The sequence below is a fragment of the Nocardia sp. A7 genome (assembly GCF_046549215.1).
Taxonomy (GTDB): domain Bacteria; phylum Actinomycetota; class Actinomycetes; order Mycobacteriales; family Mycobacteriaceae; genus Nocardia.
The window spans coordinates 544,094-564,122 of the sequence record NZ_JAJPWE010000004.1 but is presented as its reverse complement, the minus strand read 5'-3'; the positions used below and the strand labels follow the sequence as shown (position 1 = coordinate 564,122).

General features: G+C 63.4%; 22 protein-coding genes and 1 pseudogene. 14 read left to right on the top strand and 9 right to left on the bottom strand.

The window, feature by feature from the left end:
- Positions 1–9: 9 nt before the first annotated feature.
- From ACLJPD_RS24545 to ACLJPD_RS24500, 10 genes are all read left to right on the top strand, one after another.
- Positions 10–207, top strand: a complete 198-nt coding sequence (locus ACLJPD_RS24545; RefSeq protein ID WP_410875131.1) for a hypothetical protein — start codon at positions 10–12, stop codon at positions 205–207.
- Positions 204–824, top strand: a complete 621-nt coding sequence (locus tag ACLJPD_RS24540; protein WP_410875130.1) for a hypothetical protein — start codon at positions 204–206, stop codon at positions 822–824. The genes ACLJPD_RS24545 and ACLJPD_RS24540 overlap by 4 nt, the downstream gene beginning before the upstream one ends.
- Positions 821–1,078, top strand: a complete 258-nt coding sequence (locus tag ACLJPD_RS24535) for a hypothetical protein (RefSeq protein ID WP_410875129.1) — start codon at positions 821–823, stop codon at positions 1,076–1,078. The genes ACLJPD_RS24540 and ACLJPD_RS24535 overlap by 4 nt, the downstream gene beginning before the upstream one ends.
- Positions 1,078–1,575 carry a hypothetical protein gene (locus ACLJPD_RS24530; protein ID WP_410875128.1) on the top strand — a complete coding sequence of 166 codons (498 nt, stop codon included), beginning with the start codon at positions 1,078–1,080 and terminating at the stop codon, positions 1,573–1,575. Before ACLJPD_RS24535 ends, ACLJPD_RS24530 begins: the two co-directional genes overlap by 1 nt.
- Positions 1,572–2,033, top strand: a complete 462-nt coding sequence (locus tag ACLJPD_RS24525) for a hypothetical protein (RefSeq protein ID WP_410875127.1) — start codon at positions 1,572–1,574, stop codon at positions 2,031–2,033. The genes ACLJPD_RS24530 and ACLJPD_RS24525 overlap by 4 nt, the downstream gene beginning before the upstream one ends.
- A 666-nt stretch (positions 2,034–2,699) precedes the next feature.
- Entirely contained in the window at positions 2,700–2,927 is a 228-nt protein-coding gene (locus ACLJPD_RS24520) for a hypothetical protein (RefSeq protein ID WP_410875126.1), read from the top strand.
- A gap of 39 nt (positions 2,928–2,966) precedes the next feature.
- Positions 2,967–3,428 carry a hypothetical protein gene (locus tag ACLJPD_RS24515; RefSeq protein WP_410875125.1) on the top strand — a complete coding sequence of 154 codons (462 nt, stop codon included), beginning with the start codon at positions 2,967–2,969 and terminating at the stop codon, positions 3,426–3,428.
- The gene (locus ACLJPD_RS24510; protein ID WP_410875124.1) at positions 3,425–3,709 is read left to right on the top strand and encodes a hypothetical protein; all 285 of its coding nucleotides are present in this window, start codon (positions 3,425–3,427) and stop codon (positions 3,707–3,709) included. The genes ACLJPD_RS24515 and ACLJPD_RS24510 overlap by 4 nt, the downstream gene beginning before the upstream one ends.
- 154 nt (positions 3,710–3,863) lie before the next feature.
- A complete protein-coding gene (locus ACLJPD_RS24505) occupies positions 3,864–4,811 on the top strand; it encodes a GIY-YIG nuclease family protein (RefSeq protein ID WP_410875123.1) in 948 nt (315 codons plus the stop codon).
- A 349-nt stretch (positions 4,812–5,160) separates the two neighbouring features.
- Positions 5,161–6,393, top strand: a complete 1,233-nt coding sequence (locus tag ACLJPD_RS24500; protein WP_410875122.1) for a competence protein CoiA family protein — start codon at positions 5,161–5,163, stop codon at positions 6,391–6,393.
- 37 nt (positions 6,394–6,430) lie between these two features.
- Here ACLJPD_RS24500 and ACLJPD_RS24495 read toward each other — a convergent pair whose 3' ends face one another.
- Positions 6,431–7,357, bottom strand: a complete 927-nt coding sequence (locus tag ACLJPD_RS24495; protein WP_410875121.1) for a DnaB-like helicase C-terminal domain-containing protein — start codon at positions 7,355–7,357, stop codon at positions 6,431–6,433.
- A gap of 124 nt (positions 7,358–7,481) precedes the next feature.
- Here ACLJPD_RS24495 and ACLJPD_RS24490 point away from each other — a divergent pair, with 124 nt between their 5' ends.
- Both ACLJPD_RS24490 and ACLJPD_RS24485 read left to right on the top strand, forming a co-directional pair.
- Positions 7,482–7,607 (top strand): hypothetical protein, encoded by a 126-nt coding sequence (locus ACLJPD_RS24490; protein WP_410875120.1) that lies wholly within the window; start codon positions 7,482–7,484, stop codon positions 7,605–7,607.
- A 171-nt stretch (positions 7,608–7,778) separates the two neighbouring features.
- Positions 7,779–8,402 carry a hypothetical protein gene (locus ACLJPD_RS24485; RefSeq protein WP_410875119.1) on the top strand — a complete coding sequence of 208 codons (624 nt, stop codon included), beginning with the start codon at positions 7,779–7,781 and terminating at the stop codon, positions 8,400–8,402.
- A gap of 147 nt (positions 8,403–8,549) precedes the next feature.
- Here ACLJPD_RS24485 and ACLJPD_RS24480 read toward each other — a convergent pair whose 3' ends face one another.
- Positions 8,550–10,058 (bottom strand): carboxylesterase/lipase family protein, encoded by a 1,509-nt coding sequence (locus ACLJPD_RS24480; RefSeq protein ID WP_410875118.1) that lies wholly within the window; start codon positions 10,056–10,058, stop codon positions 8,550–8,552.
- Positions 10,059–10,154: 96 nt separating this feature from the next.
- On the bottom strand, positions 10,155–10,337 hold the full coding sequence (locus tag ACLJPD_RS24475; RefSeq protein ID WP_410875117.1) for a hypothetical protein: 183 nt from the start codon (positions 10,335–10,337) through the stop codon (positions 10,155–10,157).
- A gap of 45 nt (positions 10,338–10,382) precedes the next feature.
- Between ACLJPD_RS24475 and ACLJPD_RS24470 the strand changes: the two genes are divergently transcribed.
- Positions 10,383–10,865, top strand: a complete 483-nt coding sequence (locus tag ACLJPD_RS24470) for an NUDIX domain-containing protein (protein WP_410875116.1) — start codon at positions 10,383–10,385, stop codon at positions 10,863–10,865.
- Between the two features lie 62 nt (positions 10,866–10,927).
- On the opposite strand, the gene ACLJPD_RS24465 is transcribed toward ACLJPD_RS24470, so the two are convergent.
- The 3 genes from ACLJPD_RS24465 to ACLJPD_RS24455 form a co-directional block, all read right to left on the bottom strand.
- Entirely contained in the window at positions 10,928–11,344 is a 417-nt protein-coding gene (locus ACLJPD_RS24465) for a hypothetical protein (protein ID WP_410875115.1), read from the bottom strand.
- Positions 11,345–11,853: 509 nt separating this feature from the next.
- On the bottom strand, positions 11,854–12,291 hold the full coding sequence (locus tag ACLJPD_RS24460; protein ID WP_410875114.1) for a hypothetical protein: 438 nt from the start codon (positions 12,289–12,291) through the stop codon (positions 11,854–11,856).
- A gap of 175 nt (positions 12,292–12,466) precedes the next feature.
- Positions 12,467–13,354 carry an exodeoxyribonuclease III gene (locus ACLJPD_RS24455; RefSeq protein ID WP_410875113.1) on the bottom strand — a complete coding sequence of 296 codons (888 nt, stop codon included), beginning with the start codon at positions 13,352–13,354 and terminating at the stop codon, positions 12,467–12,469.
- Between the two features lie 846 nt (positions 13,355–14,200).
- Here ACLJPD_RS24455 and ACLJPD_RS24450 point away from each other — a divergent pair.
- Complete coding sequence (locus ACLJPD_RS24450; RefSeq protein WP_410875112.1) at positions 14,201–14,668, top strand: hypothetical protein; 468 nt, start codon at positions 14,201–14,203, stop codon at positions 14,666–14,668.
- A gap of 488 nt (positions 14,669–15,156) precedes the next feature.
- On the opposite strand, the gene ACLJPD_RS24445 is transcribed toward ACLJPD_RS24450, so the two are convergent.
- The 3 genes and pseudogenes from ACLJPD_RS24445 to ACLJPD_RS24435 all read right to left on the bottom strand — a co-directional run.
- Positions 15,157–17,400, bottom strand: a complete 2,244-nt coding sequence (locus ACLJPD_RS24445) for a DUF262 domain-containing protein (RefSeq protein WP_410875111.1) — start codon at positions 17,398–17,400, stop codon at positions 15,157–15,159.
- Positions 17,397–19,106: a DUF262 domain-containing protein gene (locus ACLJPD_RS24440; protein ID WP_410875110.1), complete on the bottom strand. Its 1,710-nt coding sequence runs from the start codon at positions 19,104–19,106 to the stop codon at positions 17,397–17,399. Before ACLJPD_RS24440 ends, ACLJPD_RS24445 begins: the two co-directional genes overlap by 4 nt.
- Before the next feature lie 84 nt (positions 19,107–19,190).
- Positions 19,191–19,909: pseudogene (locus ACLJPD_RS24435) on the bottom strand (IS3 family transposase); the annotation flags it as partial.
- Positions 19,910–20,029 lie beyond the last annotated feature (120 nt).

Sequence of the window (20,029 nt, the reverse complement as noted above, 5' to 3'; positions counted from 1 at the left end):
GAGCTGATCGTGCACTTCCTCGACTTCCTCAGAATCCCGTTGGGCCAGTGGGCCGCCCGCACCCCGGACGACCGCCGCGATGAGGCCCGCATGCCCGCCGGACAGCGCGCGCTGGGCTTCCTCGACTACGCCCTGACCCAGCTCGCGCCGATCCGTGGCACCCTCGCCGCAGACCTCGCCGCACGCCGCATCGGAGACCCCGCATGACCGCATCCACGACCCACGATGCTGCGCGCGCGGCCACGCCGGGTTATCTACCCAGCGAAGCCGAGGCCCTCTGTGCGGCAATCGAGTCGATCGGACGACGCGCAGTGGGCACACTGGCATCCGCAGTCGACGAAGTCCACTACGAAGCCTGCCATCGCCATCGCCCCTGGGACTTCGACTACGCCGAACGCACCCTCACCGGCGCCGATGACCCTAACGTCTGGGATCCCCGAGCGCTGATGTGGCTGCGGCACACTGGGGCATGGCTCAACCGCCGGCCGCACCCCGCCGACCCGCCTCGACCAAACACCGGACCGAAACCGTCGCGGGTCGACCTCGGCGCCCGCGAGCAGATCGCGACCGTGCTGCGCGCCTGGACTGCGCCGGAACGTGGTGTGCCGGTCGCCGAATCACTGGCCCGCATCGTCAGCCGGTACGCCGATGAGACTCACGGACCCGACAGTTGGCGACGCATCGCCGACCAGTGGCTGCCGCTCGTCAGCGCCCGCCCCTCCTGGGGGCCGGAATGCCACCGCTTGCTGATGGCCCGCTCGATCTACCTCACTCCGCTCGACGACACCGCAGATCAGACACCAATCTCAGGGTGGCGACAGTGACCGATGCACCCAAGCCCGACGACCCGCGCGACATCGCGCCGTGGTCGCCGCAGTCCCAGTTCTCCGAACTTCACAGTGCGACAATCGGCCTGGATCCGGGGCAGGTTCCTGGTTACGAGCTGCCGACCTCCTCGGCCGCACGCGATCGCGACCGCCGCCGAGCCCGCCGCATCAACGCCGGCGACGGACACCGCTACCCGGCCACCCGCGCGTGGTTCCAGCAGACCCGGACCATGCTCACCGAGGATCTCTGATGCGCTGCGCCACGCCATCACCGGCCCAAAACAGCCCCGAGCAGCGGCGCGATCTGCTGTTTCGAGGCTGGCCGACCGATGACCGGTCACACCGGTGCGAGCGTGCGGCCCTGCATCTGCTCGATACTGCGGGCCTGCTCGAGCACCCCGCGGTGCGCGAGCACACCGATATCGATTTCCTCAGCACCGGGGGATGGCCATGGTGGTACGCGAAGGTGAACTGGACGGCACTGCGCAGCGAGCCCACCGTCGCCGACCCCGACGGGGCGACCGGGCGCCTGCTGCGCTTGGCGGTAGGCCTCGCCACCGACAACCTGATCGACCCACACGATGTACTGGTCAACCTGGGCCCCGAGCATGCCCAGATCGTAGCTACCGCCCTCGCCCGCGCCACCGGTGTCGGCGCCGATCTTGCGATCGCCGCCAGCCCGTCCCGCTGCGACCACCGCTTCACGTACCGGTTCACGTCCACCAGCCCAGGAGAGCTCACCTCATGACCGATCCCATCACCGCCTCCACCGACAAGCTTCGCGCATGGCTCATCACCGGCGCTGACCTCGCCGAGGGCCGACATCAGCGTGCCGCGGTCGAGCTGCTCGATTCTGCCGGGCTGCTCGACCGTCGCGGCCTCCGCACCCACATCACCACCCGCCTGGTCACCGACAGCGACGACAGGCACCACCTCATCGCCCGCGTGGACTGGAGGGCGCTGAGCGCCGCCGACCTCGGCCCGCTCGACGGCGCCCAGCACCGATTGCTGGACTTGGCCGTCAGCCTTGGCGGCGGTATCCCGGTCGACCTCCGCTTGGTGGTCTGCGCCGAACTCGGTGACGCCCACGTCCGCGCCGTCCTCGCTGCGGTCGCCCGGGCCCTCGGACTAACCGACGCCGTGCAGATCAGCGACACCCCCACCGCCCTGCTCACCACCGGCGCACCCGGGACCCGACCCCGATGAGTACCGCGGCCGGGCGGCTACGTCGGTGGCGGTGATCACCCCGACCTGATCGACGCCGAGGCAGCCCTTGACTACTTCGCAGCATGGGAGGAATCCATACCTGCTGCCGCACAGTGGATCTAGCGTCGTTACCGACCGACCGGTCACCGCCGAGGGGCAGGTCGCCCTCGGCGCAGCCGCACCCTCGAAACCCCACAGGCCACCTCAAGACCGAGGTCCAGCCGGTCGTACCGAGAGAAAGTCATGCTGGGACGGCTACCAGCTGGTTGGCGCCCCCGGTCCCTCCGATGACTGGCCTAGTAAGTGTAATGCCTCCACAGAACCTGGCCGTCGTACTTGCCACCCTGACACACCCCGCTGGTGACCCTTGGATAGAAGGTCGTCCGGAGGACGACGTGCCCTCCGCCTTTCACACAAATGATGGAGTTGTCCGCCTGAGCCGGACCCGCAGAAACGAGCATGACGGCAGCGCCGATGGCGGCGGTCGCAACAGCAAACATGGCTTTTCGCATGGGTTTCCCCCATGTATCGGATTTGAGATCGTTGGCTGCGCGTGCGGCGGCGCGGGCGTGCTGGTGTGCTTGGGTGAGCTGGCGATGTTCACCGGTCAAGGTGTTGATCCGTCGAGTTCGGGCGGATGCCGGAGCCGTCGGGCGCACTCGTGCGGTGAGAGATCGCGGGCAGGCCGAGCACTACATCTACACCGACGGGTTCGTTACTGGGCTGGTCCGGGACTTCGCGTGGGCAGCCGTGCCCGGACAGACTCCGGTCGAGCGGGAGCGCCTACTCGCACGGCACGCGGTGTCCGCCGTCGTCGATTTCTGCGAAGGCCTTGTCGAGCCGCTGGAATTCGTGGTCGACAAACGCATCATGGACGAATCGTTCGGCGCGTAGATCAACGTCGGACCCGCGGAATCCGCGGAGGACGTGACAGTGCGCCACGATGTCGGACTGGACGAAACCATGATGCTCGACCTGGTCGACACGCTGCTCGCGGAGCCGTGCGAGCTGACCGGCAACCAATGGCCCGGATGGTCTGTGCTCGCTATTCACCACACCCGGGTGCGGCTCCCGGCCGAGGTGGTGCCGTCGGGTGCGGATCCGCTGGTGCTCGACGACCTGGACAACAAAATCCTGGGGCTCGAGGTGCCGCTGCGTCGCAGGCCAGATGGTGCGTGTACGGATATGCCGTTCGGCGGCACCTGGAGTCCGATCGTCTTGCGGGCCGTGCGCCGCACCTACGAGGAGTGCTCCGACAACGGGATTCACTATGCGTGCATTGAATTGGATATTCACGTCAACTGGTCGATCTTCGAAGACCCCGGAGCACCTGGCCTACCCATGGTCACTGATGGGGTCGAGCGGCTGATTCGGCGGGGTTGGCGCCGAGAGTGATCCTGCGCCAACATGCCTCGGACAGTAGCGGCGATCCCAGCGCGGTCATCGGCAAGGCGAAGAACCTGATCGAGGCGACGGCGAAGGCCGTGCTGGTCGAACTCGGCCAGCCGTACAAGCGGAACGCAAAGTTCGACGTGCGGGTAAAGGAAGCCATGAAAGCGGTCGGGATCGGGGCAGAGTCCGCCGCGGGGTACGCGCAAGTCCTCCAGGAGGTGACAGATCGCCTTACCGAGCTGACCATCGCGCTGCGAAATCTGCGCAACCAGAGCGAGGACTGACCAGTTGATCGCTCTCTTGCAGACGACTACGTACAGCCCGCCGATGCACTCCGACTGCGAGCATTGACCGTAGACCAGAAGTCGGTCCACCACACACAATGCGATCAACTAACATCCGAGCCCGGAGGGTCGATAACACGAGTGGGGGATCAGGATGGCTAGTCTCACAACCGGTTTCGTGTACGTACTAACCAATTCAAGGATGCCGGGGCTGGTCAAGATCGGCAAGACGGACCGGCTGATCGGAGACCGCGCCCGAGAGCTGTTCACCACCGGCGTCCCCGTAGCGTTCGACGTTGAGTTCGGCCTGACGACATCTCACCCGAAAGACGTCGAAGACACCGCACACAGCCTCCTGGCGGCGCAACGGCTACCTCGTCGAGAGTTCTTCGAAGTTCCCGTTGATCAGGCCGTCGACGCCGTTCGGGCAGCGGCGAGTGAAGTAGCCGGCCAGGCCCGCTGGGCGAGTTCAGGACACGAGCACATGGTAGGCGCAGGTGATCGAATTGCGCTGGCGACTGAAGCAGGTCAGTTGTTCTTGCATGTGCACTATCCAGACTTTCGGGCCGTGCTGTACAACCGCCCCGAGATCGCCGATTACTGGCAGGCTCACTCCGATGGCGACAGCCTCGAGCTGATGGGCACCGACGACGGCGCCCATGTCCTCAGCTTAGGTGACGACGATCCGGACAACAGCTGGACCGACCCGGTGCCCTACCTCGACCGGGCGGCGACATTCCCCAACGCGCTGATCAACGGCAAAGAGCGTGCCATGCCGGGGGATCGGATCGTCTGGCTGGGAACCGCTCAGCCAGCAGCGGTGTTCCAATTCACAGATCACTGCCAGGTAATCAGCCGCACCCGGGACTTGAAATCGCTGCCCACCAGCGCTGGAAACTTCCCGCTGCTGCTGAACCACGTCACCTACGACCGGCCACCCACGGACTTGTTCCTATCCGGCCAGGCCGCGATCGCCGACATGCCTTATCCCGACTGCTGGGCGCCACGAGGCCCTGAAGACACCGACATTCATGGCAGTGCTCCACAGCCGCCCGAGTACTGGATGCCTCCGTTGGCCAAACGCCGACGTCGCCAACGCTAGCCGAGCGGGAGGCACGTCGAATGGCTGCGCCGGTGGATGCAATGCGCAGCCACCACCATCCGCAGATCGGACAGATGAAGGTGGACACGGAATGCGCTGCAATGCAAGGTAAGTCACCTGCCCTTGCCCTCATTGACACTCCCACCATCGAGGCTCTAGCCTCGATGGTCAGCTGCGAACCTAAGTCAAATCACACATCCTGAGCTAAAGACATAAGACATCCGGGCATGAAAGCCCCCATGACGTAGCCAAAGAACCTTCTTTATTACCACTTGCGAACCGCGCAGCCCATCAGGTCTTCCTGCGCCCGCCGGAAGACCCTCCGCCGTTCGACAAGAGGTTCTCCGTCATGGGCTCCACCCAACTGCTTACAGTCGCGCTCGATGTCACACAGGGGACATACGTTCGCGCACCTGACAACTCCCGTGATCCGCGCGTGCCTGAGCTTCGCAGCATGGGCTACAGCGGAGATCAGACCTTGGTATGCGCGCTGTGCTACGCCGAAAAGAACGAACTGGTGCCGCTCATCGTCCGGAGCAGACTCGGCGGATCCCGGCGACCGCACTTCGCTCACCCCGCCGGGTCGGGCCCGCCCAGCGGGCGGCACAGCGTGGAATCGGTGTGGCACCTGACCAGCAAGGCCGTTCTCGCGGAGTGGGCACGGCAGCAACCGCGCGTCATCGATGTTCGCAACGAAGCATGGCTGCCCAACCATCAACGCCGCGCAGATGTGCGCATCGTGTTCGACGACGGACAACAACTCGCCCTGGAGGTCCAGGCCTCCCCGTTGACCGATCAGGAATGGCTACGGCGACACAACGACTACCGCGACAACGGCATCACCGACCTGTGGATTTGGCACCCAGACTTCCCGCCACATTGGGCAGCGCTCGCCGCCGCGGACGGCGCCCAACAGTTGTGGACGATGGATCCCGACCGCAGATCCCTCAGCTTGATGGTCGCCAAGCCACACACATCTACCCCCAGCCAGGCAGCACCCGAGGACGACGTTGTCCACCGCGTCCGACACCTTCCACCTTGCATCGGGGACGAGCTCGTGCCACATGTGCTTCCGCTCGACGAACTCGACCTCACCTCTCACGGCATCTCGAATCCCGTTGCGTTGGAGCGGGCGTTGGCACTAGAGCTACAACATGAGCATGAACGTATGGCCCGCGTGCAGCATCCTCAACCGAAACCAACCCGGCCTCCGACATCATTCCCAATGATCGCAGCGTCCACACCCCACACCTCTTCTACTCCGACGCAATCGGTGTCACCGCCGCCTCCAGTGGATTCGGCAGCACGATCTCAATCGGCATGGCTTCGACTACAAAACGCTTTCATGGCTGCCGGACATTCGTTCGAGTACAGAGACGCGCCGCGGCTTCAACTCCCCCGTGCACGACGGACCGTGCCCTGCCTCGCCTGTGGGCTCATCCTGTCACCGACCACCAAGCTCGACGACGTCTCGCCGTGCAGCCCTGACGAACACACCGATCGACCCACAGGACCACGATCGTCGCGTACAAGCAGTTCGTACTACAGCGATCACGATCATGACCAACTTCCGCTCTTCTAGAGCCTCGGGGCTGCTGCAGGGTAGGTGACACTGTCAGCTACCCTGCAGCAGCCCCGCGGGCCATGTCCACAAACCGGCTCAGGTGCATCTGGTGTGCGACGGTGATCGTCGCGGTCGGGCCCTGGCGATGTTTGGCGACGATGACGTCGGCTTCGCCGCCGCGCGGATCGTCTCGTTCCCATGCATCAGGGCGATGAAGCAACACGACTGTGTCGGCGACATGCGCGATCGTTCCCGAGTCACGCAGATCGGCCAGCGCGGGGAGACGCGGCAGTTGGCGTGGGCCGGGGTTGGAGGACAGTTGGCTTGTCACCACGACCGCGATCTCAAGATCGTGTGCCAGCGCCTTCAGTCGGCGAACCACCTCGGAAACCTCACGCTCGCGGTTCTCGTAAGGCAGATCTGTTCGGGCAGTCAGCAGTTGCAACGAATCGATGACGACGAGACGGAGTCCGGTGCGCGCTGCGTCGGTTTCGCTGCGTTCGGCCACCTCGGTGATCAGCTCGACAATGGCGCTGATGTCGCGATCGGTCGGTCGATCCACGATCAGTGGCGCCTCTGAGATCTCCGACATGCGTCTGGCCAGTTTGGTCCAGTCGTCGTCGGACATCCTGCCTGAGTGAAGGTCGGCTATTCTGATCTTTGCTTCGGCGCTGAGCAGCCGCTTGACCACGCTCATCGGCTGGGTTTCCAGTGTCAGGAACAGCGTCTCCATTCCGTGCTTCACGGCGCATGACCGTGCGATGTCGAGCACCAGAGTGCTGGCGCCGACCCCGGGATGAGCGCCCACCACCGTCAGGGTTCCCATTTGTAGACCGTTGGTAAGTTCATCGAGTTCGTTGAAGCCGGTGGGGATACCGAGGGAGATGCCACCGCGGGAAGCGATGGTGTCGGCCTCTTCTATGGCCGGTTGCAGCCAGTCTTCCAAGAAGCGCAGAGCCTCAGGGTTATTGGGGTTCGTCACCGCCTCGTTATACGCCCTCGATCGCACACAGGTCGTCGTTGCTGGATACGGGAGGCCGATGGCCCGCTCGACGACCCAAATTTGACGTCACTGGGGCTACCGATCCCAGTACGAGGTGGTTGCTGTGGCCGAACTCGTTGTGGCGGGCCTGATATGGCTGGCGAAGCCGATTCTGCTGGTGCTGGTGCTGGTGCTGGCGACGTGGGCTGGTGGTTGCGCGAGCCGATCTACCAGCCCGCAGTCGTCGTAGGCTGTCGACCAGGCAACCGCAGCTAGGGAGGACCTGATGTCAGGCAATTCTGAGGGATTCGACGAATCCAGCTCGAGCGCAGGCAGCTTGCTGCAACCCGAAGAACGAAGATTCGTTCAGCGACTCCGAGCAATCGAACCGAGATACAGAGCATCCATCGACAGGATGTTGATGAATGCCGGGATTTCAGAACTTTCGGATACCAGCACCGTTGCCTTGCTGCAGGATTCGGTCGCCAAGCTCGACGAACTCATCGGCGACCTCGCCAGCGAGCTCGACAGCTCTGGTCCCGGCGTGCGTTTGTCACGCCCAGCACCTCACCTTGAGGATGTCCCGGTCTCGGACGCAGTTCGCTACATGAAGCAGCTGCGGACTTCGATGGTGCGACGTATCGCCTCCCTCCAACGTCAGGAGCAGATGGAGGAAATCAAGGACGCCGTCGAGGAAAAGGTCGTTGATCCCGACATTCGACGAGAACTGTCCGAGATGGTCGAGCGAATCTCACAACAGCAAGCGGAGTTGGCCGCGAAGGTTCAGGCACAAGACGAAATCGGCGTCGGTGAGATCAAACGCCTCAACATCATGAAGCAGCGTTGGGAAGTCCGTAAGGCGATGCTGGAGCGCGAGCCAGCCGCCGTGTTGGTCGGCGCTGTACTACTGATCCTCCTGGCAATTTCACTCATCGTCGCGATGTTCATCCACACCGATGTCCCAGAGATCGTGGCGAGCGGGTTCCTACTGATCCTAGGCTTCTTCTTTGGGCAGAACAGCTCACGCGGCGGATCGTCGAACTGACGCGCGGCTAGCTGGTTGCGCCTAAACATGGGGATCGTCGCGGTCGTAGCGCCGAATTCGGCTGCGCAGCTTCCTTGCTGGCAACAACCCGGCGGCCCGGCGGCGAGGATGACCGCGCAGGTCGGAATTTGTTGCTTTGCTGGTTGTTCAGTGTGTGAGGTCCAGGGTGTCGAATCGGTGGGCTGACCAGGTACGCCGCGAAGCTTCTTCGGGGTAGGGCTGGGTGATCGGTTCAGCGTTGTAGACGCGCGTGGTTCGTGCTCGCGGATCGTAGGGTGCCCAGCCTGGGTTACCGGTGGTAGCGAAGTTCACCCAGTCGGCACGCATGTACTGGCCGACCTGGTCGATTTCGCTCGCGGCGTTCGGATGGGCAGCCCGGTGGGCGCGGACCTCGGCGGGGCTGAGGGTGCCGAACAGCAGCAGCACGTCCAGGCTGTGCGAGGCGCCCTGTTCGGAATTGAAGCTCCAGGCCAGATCGTAAAGCCACACGGGTCCACCGCCGGCGTGGGCGGCGTCGGCCAGGTGCAGGCTCGGCATCCGGAACAGCCAGTCGGTGTGGAGTACTTCGAGTCGATGGCTGGGGGTGGCGTGTGGGTAGGCGGTGCGGTAGAGCCTGTCACCGTCCGCGTTCGGTGCGAGGTGGTGGAATGCCGCGGTCGTGTGTGCTGGGGTCGGTTCGCTGCCGGTCCGGGAGGTGTAGAGCCGGAACTCGTCTCGGGTGTGTCCGATGAGCAGGTCCACCCCACGCGCGGCGCCGTCGGCGACCGCGCTCCACGGTGCGCTCGGCAGGACCTCGCCGTCGACGATGGGCGAGAACGGGGTGGGCGTGAACGTCATCGGCCCCCAGATATCGACGAACTCGGGCATCTTCGCGATCACCGCAGTGGTCGCGTCGGTCAGGGCACGCGGTGGCAGCTGGCTGAAGTCGGCGATCGTGGCTTGGACGCCGAGATCGGCGGCGATCGTGGCCGAGATCGCGGCGGCGAGCCGTGGGGTGAAGTAGGTGCCGGGCATGGACTGGCTGATCGCGCGTCGGAACAGCCCAGCCGCGCTCGGCATGACGAGCAGGGCGGCGATGGATGCCCCGCCGGCGGATTGGCCGAAGACGGTGACGTTGGAGGGGTCGCCGCCGAAGGCGGCGATGTTGTCCTGGACCCAGCCCAATGCGGCGATCTGGTCGAGGATGCCGCGGTTGTCGGGGGCGCCGGTGATGCGGGCGAAACCGTCGACACCGACGCGATAGTTCATGCTGACCACCACTACACCCGCCCTGGCGAGTGTCGCGGCGTCCAGGTGCGGGTTGGCGGTGTTGTTCTCCAGATAGGTGCCGCCCTGGATCCACACCATCACCGGCAGTTTCGCGGCACCGAGGTCGGGTGACCACACGTTGAGGGTCAAGCAGTCCTCCGATCCGTCGTCGGTGCTGCCGGACACCGACGACATCACCGAACCGGTGTTGCCGGGTTGGGGAACGGGTGGACCGAACCGGCGTGTGTCCCGGATGCCGTCCCACCGCTGTGCAGGAACTGGGGCGGCGAATCGTCTCGCGCCGACCGGTGGTTCGGCGTAGCGGATGCCCCGGAACACCGCGACAGGGTCTTCCCATCTGCCGCGCACAACTCCGGTCACGGTGCGGATTTCAGGTTCGATGTCCATGCGATGCTCGCTTCTGTTGGTACCGGACGGTGATGATCAGCCGAAACCGCGGGCTACCCAGAGTGATTCGCGGGCTGCGACGCAATATCGGCCCGGTCAGTCGTCTTCGGGAGTGTCCGGATCGCGCAGCGGCCGATGCGTTCCATCGAAGTCGGGCAGGTGGAAGCTGTAGTGGCCGTCGATGCCGATGTGGGTGCGGATGAACGGCGAGAGCCGCGCGGCGTCGGCATCGAGCACCGGATACTGCTGAGCACGCAACTGCGCCAGCGCGCGGTCCATGCTGGGCACGGTGTCCGGTAGTTGAGCTGGATAGTGTTGTGCCTCATGGAGTCTGAACGGATCGAAGACGTTGCCAGACTGCCGCGTAAGCGGATGGGGGCAGGCGCGTTGTTCGTCGATGAGCGCGAGCGCGTGTTGCTGGTTGAGCCGACCTACAAGGACTACTGGGAGATACCAGGAGGCGTCGTCGAAGCCAATGAGTCGCCCCTGGACGCGGTAGTTCGGGAGATCGATGAGGAGCTCGGCCTGACTGTGTCGATGGGTCGGTTGTTGGTGGTGGATTGGGTTCCGCCGGGTTTGTATCCCAGCGACGGGGTGATGTTCCTTTATGACGGTGGGCAGCTCGGAGCGGATCAGACAGAGGCAATAGCCTTGCAGGTAGAAGAGCTTCGTAGTTGGGCGTGGTGCGATGAGGCGGAGGCCTCTGAGCGTCTGCCCGCGGTGCTGGCTCGCCGTGTGGCTGCCGCGCGCTCAGTCCGTCGGGGAGGTGGCGTCGGCTATCTCGAGGACGGCATTGTCGTTGTGTGACTGAACGTCCTGCATTGCCGCACACCGCGCGGAGCTGAGCGTTCAAGGAAGGCGTCGCTGCTTCATCTAGTGCTGTGACCGATCCGGCGACGTGCTTCCCGTACAAGCGGGCTCACAAAGAACATTTCATCGGGAGCGGATGCCTCCATGCACGCCCAGTACTCGAGCCTCTGCGCGATTCCCGGTGCTTGCGTTGCTGCCCACACCGCAACCAGAGCATCGACCAACTGCTCGGTTCGTTCCGGCAGATCGTCACGAGTCGGCGGGATGACCAGATCGTCCTCGGCCGACTCGAGGACCAGATCCAGCAACCAGAAGCTCAGCTCCCAGTCGGCCTTGTTCGCAAGCAGCAGACAAACGAATTCATCGAGCCGTGCCGGATCGGATACCTCAATAGGCCAGTCCTGCATCCAGTCTTTGTGCGCGATGTTCGCCAGCTGCGCCACTCGCGCCGCCGAATCCCCGCCTGGATAGATCATGCAGGTGAAGGTAGCCAACGCAGCGAACTTTGGCGATGGAGTTAGCGCTCTGGGGGTCTCTCTAGCTGAACCGCGCGGACGCAGTGACGCAGACCACCGCTCGGTCGCCGACAAGGAACATCCCTTCCGCCGCATACCGCGCGATCTCGGCGACAGATGTACTGATCAGGCGACAGATATGGTGGTCAGCCATAGTTCGGCGGCCGCTACAGCGAGGCAATCGAGTAGCCCTACAATCGAAACTATGTTCGAAGGCTGGGAAGAAGAGTTCACGCCGTCGATGCGGCGCGATTTCGACCGACCTCGCAAAGTGCTCGTCGATCTCGGTGGCGATGCCCACTCACAGCGCGGCCTTCCGGCGCGATCAGATCCCGATGCGGGTCAAGATCGGTGGCCTGAATCTGATGACCACAGTGTCGGGAGAACTATTGGCTTGGGCGCGCAGCGCCGATGGCGGGTGGATCGGCCTGGTGTCGTTTGTCCTGGTCACGGCCAATGGGCACGGCCAGTTACCGGTCACGCAGTGGTGCCCGGCGAAGCCTTGACCGAGCGGGATCCGCCGACACCATCGTGAGTGGAACTCGCGTCGAGTCAGTATTGAGTCGGCGCAGGGCGTTGTGTAGTTCGCGGACGACCCCGGCATAGGTGCCGACTTGGGTACACAGCTGTGAATTCTGTTTGCGCAGTGCGATGTTGGCCTGTTCGAGGTCGCGCAGCCGACGTTCCATCCCGGAGAACGCGGGCGGCACGCCATCGGCGTGGCGGGCTCGGCGCCGGAATTCCTCGGCGAGGTCGGTGTGCTTGTGGGTCAACAGCCAGCGCTTGACCCCGGCCTCGTTGGCTAGTTGCAGCATCGACAGCGCGCCGGTCGAGCGCTGCGGTGTTCCGTTGAGCAGGCGGCCCATCGCGGCGCTGATCGCCGCTCGTTCGGCCTCGGGGTCAGGCATCGGGGCTGTCCTTGTCGTCGTGGTCGGCCAGGACGCGGCGCAACCGGTCGAGTTCGTGGAGCACGCGAGAGCGGCGCGGTGTCGGTGCCAGCGGGTCCTCGGATAAGAATCTACGATGACCAGGCGTTTTAGAGTTGCCCGTGTTTGTGTGTCCCGCCGAGGGCACCAGAACTTCTCAGTCGGGCATCGCCGAGTAGGTCACTACGAGGGGCGCATGATCGGAGAGGCGCTCGGCGGGTGACGGTTCCTTGTCGACGACGACAGACTTCGCGAGGCGGGCGAGGCCGGGTGTCGCGAGTTGGTGGTCCACTCGCCAACCCACATCCTTGGCGAACGATTGCCCCGCCCAACTCCACCAGGTGAGTGGACCCGGGCGATCGCCGTGCACCTGTCGCGCCACGTCGACGAGCCGGCGCTTGCCCAGAATCGAACTGAACCACTCACGGTCGGCGGGCAAAAAGCCGTCCATCGTGCGGGCGGCACGCCAGTTGGTCACATCGTGCCGGGTGTGCGCGATGTTCAGATCGCCGGTGAGGACGAACTCGCGTCCCGCACTCAGCGCAGCGAGCCGGTTTCGGTGCACTTCGCGGGCGAACGCCGCGAGGAACCTCTGCTTGCGTTCGTACTTGACCCCACCGTCGGGCTGTTCGCGCATAGATCCCGGGCGCTGGAGATGCGAGGGCAGACCACCCTTGGGGAGATAGAGACAGGCAACCGTCACCGGTCGGTCGGCCAGGTCGACCTCGATATAGCGTCCCTGTGCTGCGAACTCACTGAGTCCGCGGGCCCTGGGTGGGTGGGTCACCCACGTCCGCACGGCAGCGGCGGAAACCCTCGTCAGTACGGCCACACCGTTACGACCGGCCACGGAACCCACGTCCACCGCCGCCGAATAGCCCGGGAAGGTGCCCACATCAGATGCGGGACAACGCAACTCCTGCAACGCGAGCACATCGACCGACCGCGCCCGCAACCACTGATCGAATCCACGACGACGTGCCGCGCGGATTCCGTTCACATTGAATGTGGCGACAGTGAGAGAATCAGCGACCGACGAACCCATGGCAACACTGTGCCCGAGTCCCCCGTCACCCGCTCGGGCAGCTCCGGTACGCGACCTCGGTGGGGCCGGGGAGGTCGTCGCGCAAGCCGATGGAGGGGACCGTGTGTTCTCGCCTCCCCCAACGGCACTCGGTTTATCGACGCCGAAGCACTGGCAGTCAGACCGGATATCCCGTGCGGTCCGAGTTCAAGGTCCCCGGCACCAAGGACCTGCTCCCGCCACCCGACACCTTCGATGCTGCCGTGCATGTCATGCTGAGGTTTCGCTTCAATCACCAGTCGCCCAGAGCAGATCCCCAGGCTACGCGTCCCGTCTTCGACGTGCCCCGCCGTGGGTACGTCGAAGACGGGTACAGGAACCGACCCGAACCGGCGGTGCGTGAGTATCAGATCGAATACGAACCCGCGATGACCAGGCGTTCTACAGTTGCCCATGTTTTGCGTGTCCTGCCGAGGGGACGAACCTGCGACGCGCGTCTGGATGCACCGTGCGTCGGACGCTCCGCTTGTAGCGATGCGTCAGTGATGTCGGGCAGCCGGTCGTGCGACCGCGCTGCCGGGAACACGGCGGACAAGGCCGACCATCTCGACGGTGAGCCGTCTCACCACAGGTGTCTCGAGTCGGACACGACAGGTTTACAGTCGGACATCGGAACGCCATCTGCGCGTCACCACAACATCGAAGGTCAAGGCGCACAATGATTTCCGCGCCCGCCAAATAGACATCCACACCCCCTTACTCGGCGTCGCGTATCCGATCCGAGCTCGTCTCCAGGCCGTGCATCGACCACGCGATGCCGCGCGCCTTCGTCGCCGAGTGCACTCCACCCGCAGCCCGGAGGTCCCTGTGTTCGAATCATGTTGTTCCCCTCATGAATCCGCCCATCTGCTCCGGGCGCGCTATGGGCTACCCGTAGAACTGTTCGCCGATCGGCTGTATCTGACCACCGGACACATCGTGGAAGCGATCGTCGTACCCAGCGGTCTGAGCGAACAGGTCCGCGCCCGGCTCGCCCATCTCCCACAGGCCACACCCGCCATCGTCGACCCCCGCAACCACTACTGCACCTTCCTGACTGCACCGACGATTCCGTATCACACTGTGCCCCAACTAATTCAGCGCCAATTGGAACTTCAGGGCATCACTGTTCCGCAGCCTGGAACCCGTGTCATGCTGCCCCGCTCCGACGATCAGTTCGGCTGGCATTGGTCCTGCGAACCCACACCAGGACGACTGCGCCTACCGCAGCGCTCGCGCGTACTGGCCGCCATCCACCTGTCGATATATGAAGGTGCGGACGTTGTTCCGGCCTGAGCACGCGCCCGGCGCATACGCGGCTGCCTGATTGGCACGAACTGCTGGCGACGTTCGTCGCCGCCGCAGCGAGCCGCCCGACGATCACCCGATGCTCCGCTCGGCACGCACACTGGCAGAACTCCACCACGATCGCCGCGAACAACCCGCCAGAGCCGCCGAGACCGATAGCCGTAGAAGCGAACTGATCGCGGCTATCGATAGCTGGCCACACAGACAACCTGGCCGGTCGTACTGCGCGCACCAATTGCCACCAATGGCGCTCGGGGGTGTCGTCGACCGAGAATGGCCGCCTGCCACGCACGTGCCGACCACCTGTTGCACTCCGGCGCCGACATCTCCGACGAACGCATACATACCGCATGGCACCGCACACCAGCTACAGCGCCGACTGACGGACACTGACCGTGCGGTGTCTTGCCGTCGGGAACCCGCATCGACGAGGGTCTCGGGGATGAACCGGCGAACCAAGATCGAACAACCCGCTGCTACAAACCCGCGGCCACTAGCGCGCGGACCAGCTGCGAGCAACGTTCGACTCGGTCTTTGGTGTCAACTTTCACTCCGTCACGCGTAATCTGCGGGATCACAAGGAGATTGTTCTGGCCAATTTCGAAGTCCTCGCACGTGGTGAGATAGAGTTCTCGGTGGTTAGGGTCGGTGGGGGGCTCCAACATGAATCCGTCCCGGATGCATCGTATTCTTATGCCGCTAATGCGCAGTCGCATCCACCGGGGGTTGGTCTCGTAACCTGTGTACAAGAAGCTCTCAAGAGCGTTGCGCACATCGGCTGTCCGCTGTACGGCGTCGAGATACGGGTCTCGGTACCAGCTATTGAGTTGGGTCTTGTCCAACATGCACAGACTGAAGCCCATACGTCCGCCCTCGGCGACGTAGATGCCCGACTTGCCATTCCGCATCACGGCGTATTTGACGAGATAGTAGCGCCAATCGTACGAGTCCTGCTCGCTGAGCCACGATCGTCGGATTTGTTTCAAGGCATCGGGAAGGCCCTCGTCACTGGCGGAGAGAGTGTCGAGCACTCGTGCCGTGACCTCTGCGATGCCCCGCAAGGTTGATCGTTTGGCGCCGGTGAGTAGTTCACGCCACCACCGATCCTCCTCAGGCGAGCCGAATCGAAATGAGCGCGACTGGCGAGTCCTGGAATAGTCGCCCGTGGCCAACAGCGCAGCCGTCAGCGCCGGCCACAGGCGGCGGTCACCCATGAGCGCCTCGAAGCAATGGGCACGGTCTGCGAGCCGCTTTGCGTCCAGCTCGAATGCGACCAGCGAGCCGCGCAGGAGTCGATGGTCCTCCAACCCGAACACGACCTCGGACAGCTCGGGATGCGTTCCGAGGAAAGCGGCTTTGGCGCGCTCGTCATCGATCTGCGCCTCGTTGAACGCCGACAAGTGCTGCAATGCCTCCGTAAGGGATTCGACTGTGACCAGGCAGGTGACCGCTCGGATGAGGGCGGGCATGTTCTCGACACGCACCTCGTTTGTCGATGCCTCGAGGAGGTTGCGCAGGACGCGGAGACGGCGAGCGAAATCCTTGGACGCATGGATGCGATGCAACAGAACCGCGTAAAGCGTCAGGGTTTCGGACAGACTGAAGCTCCGTTGGGATCCGAGCTCATAGGTGTTACAGCACTCGCGAAAGTGGTCGACCCTCCTGGTGCCGAAGAACCGCACGACACTGTCGGCCTTCGCAGGTGTGACAGTAATCAGGTCCGCGAAGACTTCCTCAGGATCGGTGGCGACCCAGGCATCGAAGGCTCCGAAGAGGAAGTCGAGGTTGTCGGGCGCGTTCGGTGCCGCGGTGCCGAAAACGTGTTCAGCTCGCGGTTCTAGCCGTCCGTGTCCGAGGTTCCCATTGCGCCACTCAGTCACCTCGGTGACAAAGCTGAAGTAGCGGACGAACTTCTCGTCCACGATGTCGTCTCTTCCCCGATAGCGCCACAGCACGTCGGACCACACACCGTCGACGCGGTCTGCGAATTCCTCTGCACGGTGCGAGCCTTCGAGCGCCTTTTCGAACCTTGCCTTGAAATTCTCGAACGGGGTCAGCGGCTTGCCTCGCGAATTCATCTTGATGTATAGCTCATCACCGGCACCCATCTCCTGAATTGGGAGCACGTGGAAGCAGATCGCAGGGGCGGACTCGGAAACGAGACGTGCCCAGGCTGAAGTAAAATCGATGTCGTGCAGGCGTTCGTCGAGCGCGTGAATCATCACCAGCATGGCCTGAATCGTCGGATCGTGCCGCCACGTGTACAAGTACCACGATTGTTCCATGATCCAGGCTGAGGGGTTGGTGACGGTACTAGGCGGAGGGTTCGCAACGATTCTCTCGCAGAACAACTCGGCGCTCGGGCGGGTGGCATATCTGAATCGTGTCCAGGCGAGATCAGCGGTGAGGCTCTCGGTGCGGAATGCTATATACCAGTGCAGCAGGAACAGAGTGGTGAGTCGCTGCTGCCCGTCGAGCGGTCGCAGCGTCCCGTCACGAATGTCGCCGTATACGAAGTCGAGGGAGACCGAACCGAACCCGGTGACAGCGTCGCAGAGTACGTCGAGGAAGTCCGCCCGTATCTCCGCGGTGGCCGAATCTTCGCGTCCTTGTGCGTAATCGCGCTGAATCAGGGGAATCTCGACCCACTTGACCGCTGTCGTACCGTCGTGGCCGGTATCGATGAAAAGCGCAGCATAGGAGGTGATGAAACTGCTCATGGTGTCGCCGACGGGACGAGAAAGCGTCCTACAAGGTTCAGCATCGCGTTCAGGTATCCCTCTCGATCCTGAGGTCCCCAGAAGTGGAGCTGCTGGGGACCGGTTTCGGTGTAGTACTTCAGAAATGCATCGCGGGTGCATGCGGGAATGTAGGAACCGGCTTTGTCTCGCCGGATGATCTCCCGCCTCTTGACCTCGAAGACCGAATTGCTCAGCGCGCTGTTGTCGCCGCTCGAGAGCAGGGCGAGGTTAGAGATCGAATGCATGTCGTCGTCAGTGCCGGGATCAGCGTCGGAGAAGGCTCGGATCACCCGTTGTTCGAGCGTGCGAAAGCTGCTCTCGGTCAGAGCGCTCGTGGCCAGCACTGCGGCGATGTCGTCTAGGAGTGCGTCACGGTCCAGATGATCGTTCATGGCTACGGATCTGAGCGCGTCGCGGTGTCGGCCGAGCCATTCGGTCCACTGCTCAACAGTTCTCAGCCGCTCGGCGTTCTGTGCGTGGATGTGCTCCAACGACCACGAACCCGAGGCGTATTCGTTGAACGAGAACCGCTCTGACGAGGAAGTTCGTCTACGGATCGATTCCACATTCATGAGCAGGAGAACTTCGGTGCACTTCTCGGCCGACGAATACGTGAGGTCTGCAACCTGCTGTTCGGATCGTCCGAGCCGTTGGCGAATTCGCGCTTCAAGCGCAGCGGCCAACTCCGGCTTCGACTTTCCGCTCGCCAACGAAACGATCCGGGCGAACCGCTCGCCGATTGCGACAAGGTATCCGATCCAATGGTAGAAATCTCGGTCCTCGAACCAGCCGACCAGCAGCGAGTGCAAGTCCTGAACCTCATCCCACACCTCCTTCGCAGAATTCTGGATTCCGGGGCGAAGCGTCTCGAAAGTATGGAATCGCGGCCGCGGGCCCCATGCTGGCTCGGCGATCGCGTCAGCCATGGTGTCCAGCAGCAGATCAATATGTGTCGCCACGTGCGGGGACCGTGTCGTAGCGAATGTCCACAGTTCCGGATTCCGCAGATCACGTTCGATGACGTCCCACTGCGCGGCCACCTGGTGAGCGCGATCCGGACCGTCCGTGCTGCGGAAACGTGAGAGCAGGTGCGCTTTCACCAGTTCCGCGTCGGTCAGCGGAATCCGGCCGACGTTGAGGCGGCGGAACAACTCCTTCGAGTCCATCTGCTCCGGCGCCTCGTACCAGATGATCTTCAGCGATTTCGATGTCGCCGTGAAGAAGTCTATCGCGGCCTGGAACGGGTTGGACCGCCCCTCGAACCACTCTCGAATGCACTCGTAGGCCTGGAATATATGAAAGAAGTCGATATTCTTCTCGTGGTCGTCCGAGTCCAGCTCACAGAGATAGACTTGGCTGGCGGCCCGGGTCTGATACTCCAGAACGTAACGAGGTTGCCCCGCGCGGAGAACGGTGCGATGGATGTATTGGATAATCAAGAACAGTGTCGTCAATCGCTGTTGACCATCGATCAGCTCCCACTTGCCGTCTTCAATCCGCTTGACCACAACCGGCTGTAGAAAGTAGTCCGCAGTGCCTGCGGCCTCGACGTCATCCAGGAGACGCTGCACCTCCGGCCTGCCCCAACGGTAGCCACGCTGGTAGTCGGGCACGAAGAAGTGACCGTCGAGGTCGCCCACAACCTTGGTTGCGAGCAGCGCGTTACCATCAGCCTCATCCACCATGAAATCTCAATCTACTGGCTGCGGTCGGTGCCCAATGACGTTGTACGCAAATCGATCACAGGCCCGTCCCTCTGGAGCGCCTGTCTCGTCACGAGTCGCCCAGGACCGGCGGTCGAGGACGTTGCGCTGCAACAACGCGAAGAACGATTCCATCGCCGCATTGTCGCCACACGCACCGACCCTGCCCATCGATCCGACTATCGCGTGATTCCCCAAGGCGCGGAAGAATTTTCGAGATCGAAATTGCGATCCGCGGTCGCTGTGAACCACACAGCCAGCGACCTCTTCGCCGGCGGTGCGGCGTCGGGCCACCGCCGACCCCAGCGCATCAACGGCGAGGCCAGCTTTCATCCGCGAGTCGATCGAGTAGCCCACGATCCGGTTCGAGAACACGTCCTTGACCGCGCAAAGATGGAGCTTCCTTCACTGGTGCGATGTTCGGAAATATTAGTGAGCCACAACAGATTCGGCGACTCAGCGGTGAACTTCCGTTCGACGAGGTCGTCATGGACCGGTGGACCAGATCGACGGTCCTTGGTTCCGCGCTTCTTGCCGAAACTGCTCCACCATTTGTTGGCCGAGCAGATCCGCCACGCGGTCCGCGCCGCCATCGGCTGGCCCGCGTCAGCAGCCTCGTCGGCGAGGAACCGGTACCCGAACTCGGGATCGTCGCGATGGGCATCGAACAAGGCGTTGGCCCGATATGCTTGCTCAAGGTCGGCGGTGGTGATCGGGTCGGCGAGCCACCGGTAATACGGTTGGCGCGCGATGCCCAGGACCCGGCACGTCACCGCGACGGGAATCCGGGACTGCTGCACAGTAGGTGACACCGTCACCCGATCGTGCGGCAGCCCCGTTGGTTGGTGTGCCGTGTCGAGGCTGCGGTGTCGCCCTACTTAGGCTCTGTGTCGAGGACGGTGTTT

Bases quoted from the DNA above. Each gene is read 5' to 3' on its own strand.
- ACLJPD_RS24540 (WP_410875130.1), top strand. From the start codon at position 204: ATGACCGCATCCACGACCCACGATGCTGCGCGCGCGGCCACGCCGGGT.
- ACLJPD_RS24530 (WP_410875128.1), top strand. From the start codon at position 1,078: ATGCGCTGCGCCACGCCATCACCGGCCCAAAACAGCCCCGAGCAGCGG.
- ACLJPD_RS24525 (WP_410875127.1), top strand. From the start codon at position 1,572: ATGACCGATCCCATCACCGCCTCCACCGACAAGCTTCGCGCATGGCTC.
- ACLJPD_RS24505 (WP_410875123.1), top strand. From the start codon at position 3,864: ATGGCTAGTCTCACAACCGGTTTCGTGTACGTACTAACCAATTCAAGG.
- ACLJPD_RS24500 (WP_410875122.1), top strand. From the start codon at position 5,161: ATGGGCTCCACCCAACTGCTTACAGTCGCGCTCGATGTCACACAGGGG.
- ACLJPD_RS24485 (WP_410875119.1), top strand. From the start codon at position 7,779: ATGAATGCCGGGATTTCAGAACTTTCGGATACCAGCACCGTTGCCTTG.
- ACLJPD_RS24480 (WP_410875118.1), bottom strand. From the start codon at position 10,058: ATGGACATCGAACCTGAAATCCGCACCGTGACCGGAGTTGTGCGCGGC.
- ACLJPD_RS24475 (WP_410875117.1), bottom strand. From the start codon at position 10,337: ATGGACCGCGCGCTGGCGCAGTTGCGTGCTCAGCAGTATCCGGTGCTC.
- ACLJPD_RS24470 (WP_410875116.1), top strand. From the start codon at position 10,383: ATGGAGTCTGAACGGATCGAAGACGTTGCCAGACTGCCGCGTAAGCGG.
- ACLJPD_RS24465 (WP_410875115.1), bottom strand. From the start codon at position 11,344: ATGATCTATCCAGGCGGGGATTCGGCGGCGCGAGTGGCGCAGCTGGCG.
- ACLJPD_RS24460 (WP_410875114.1), bottom strand. From the start codon at position 12,291: ATGCCTGACCCCGAGGCCGAACGAGCGGCGATCAGCGCCGCGATGGGC.
- ACLJPD_RS24455 (WP_410875113.1), bottom strand. From the start codon at position 13,354: ATGGGTTCGTCGGTCGCTGATTCTCTCACTGTCGCCACATTCAATGTG.
- ACLJPD_RS24445 (WP_410875111.1), bottom strand. From the start codon at position 17,400: ATGAGCAGTTTCATCACCTCCTATGCTGCGCTTTTCATCGATACCGGC.
- ACLJPD_RS24440 (WP_410875110.1), bottom strand. From the start codon at position 19,106: ATGGTGGATGAGGCTGATGGTAACGCGCTGCTCGCAACCAAGGTTGTG.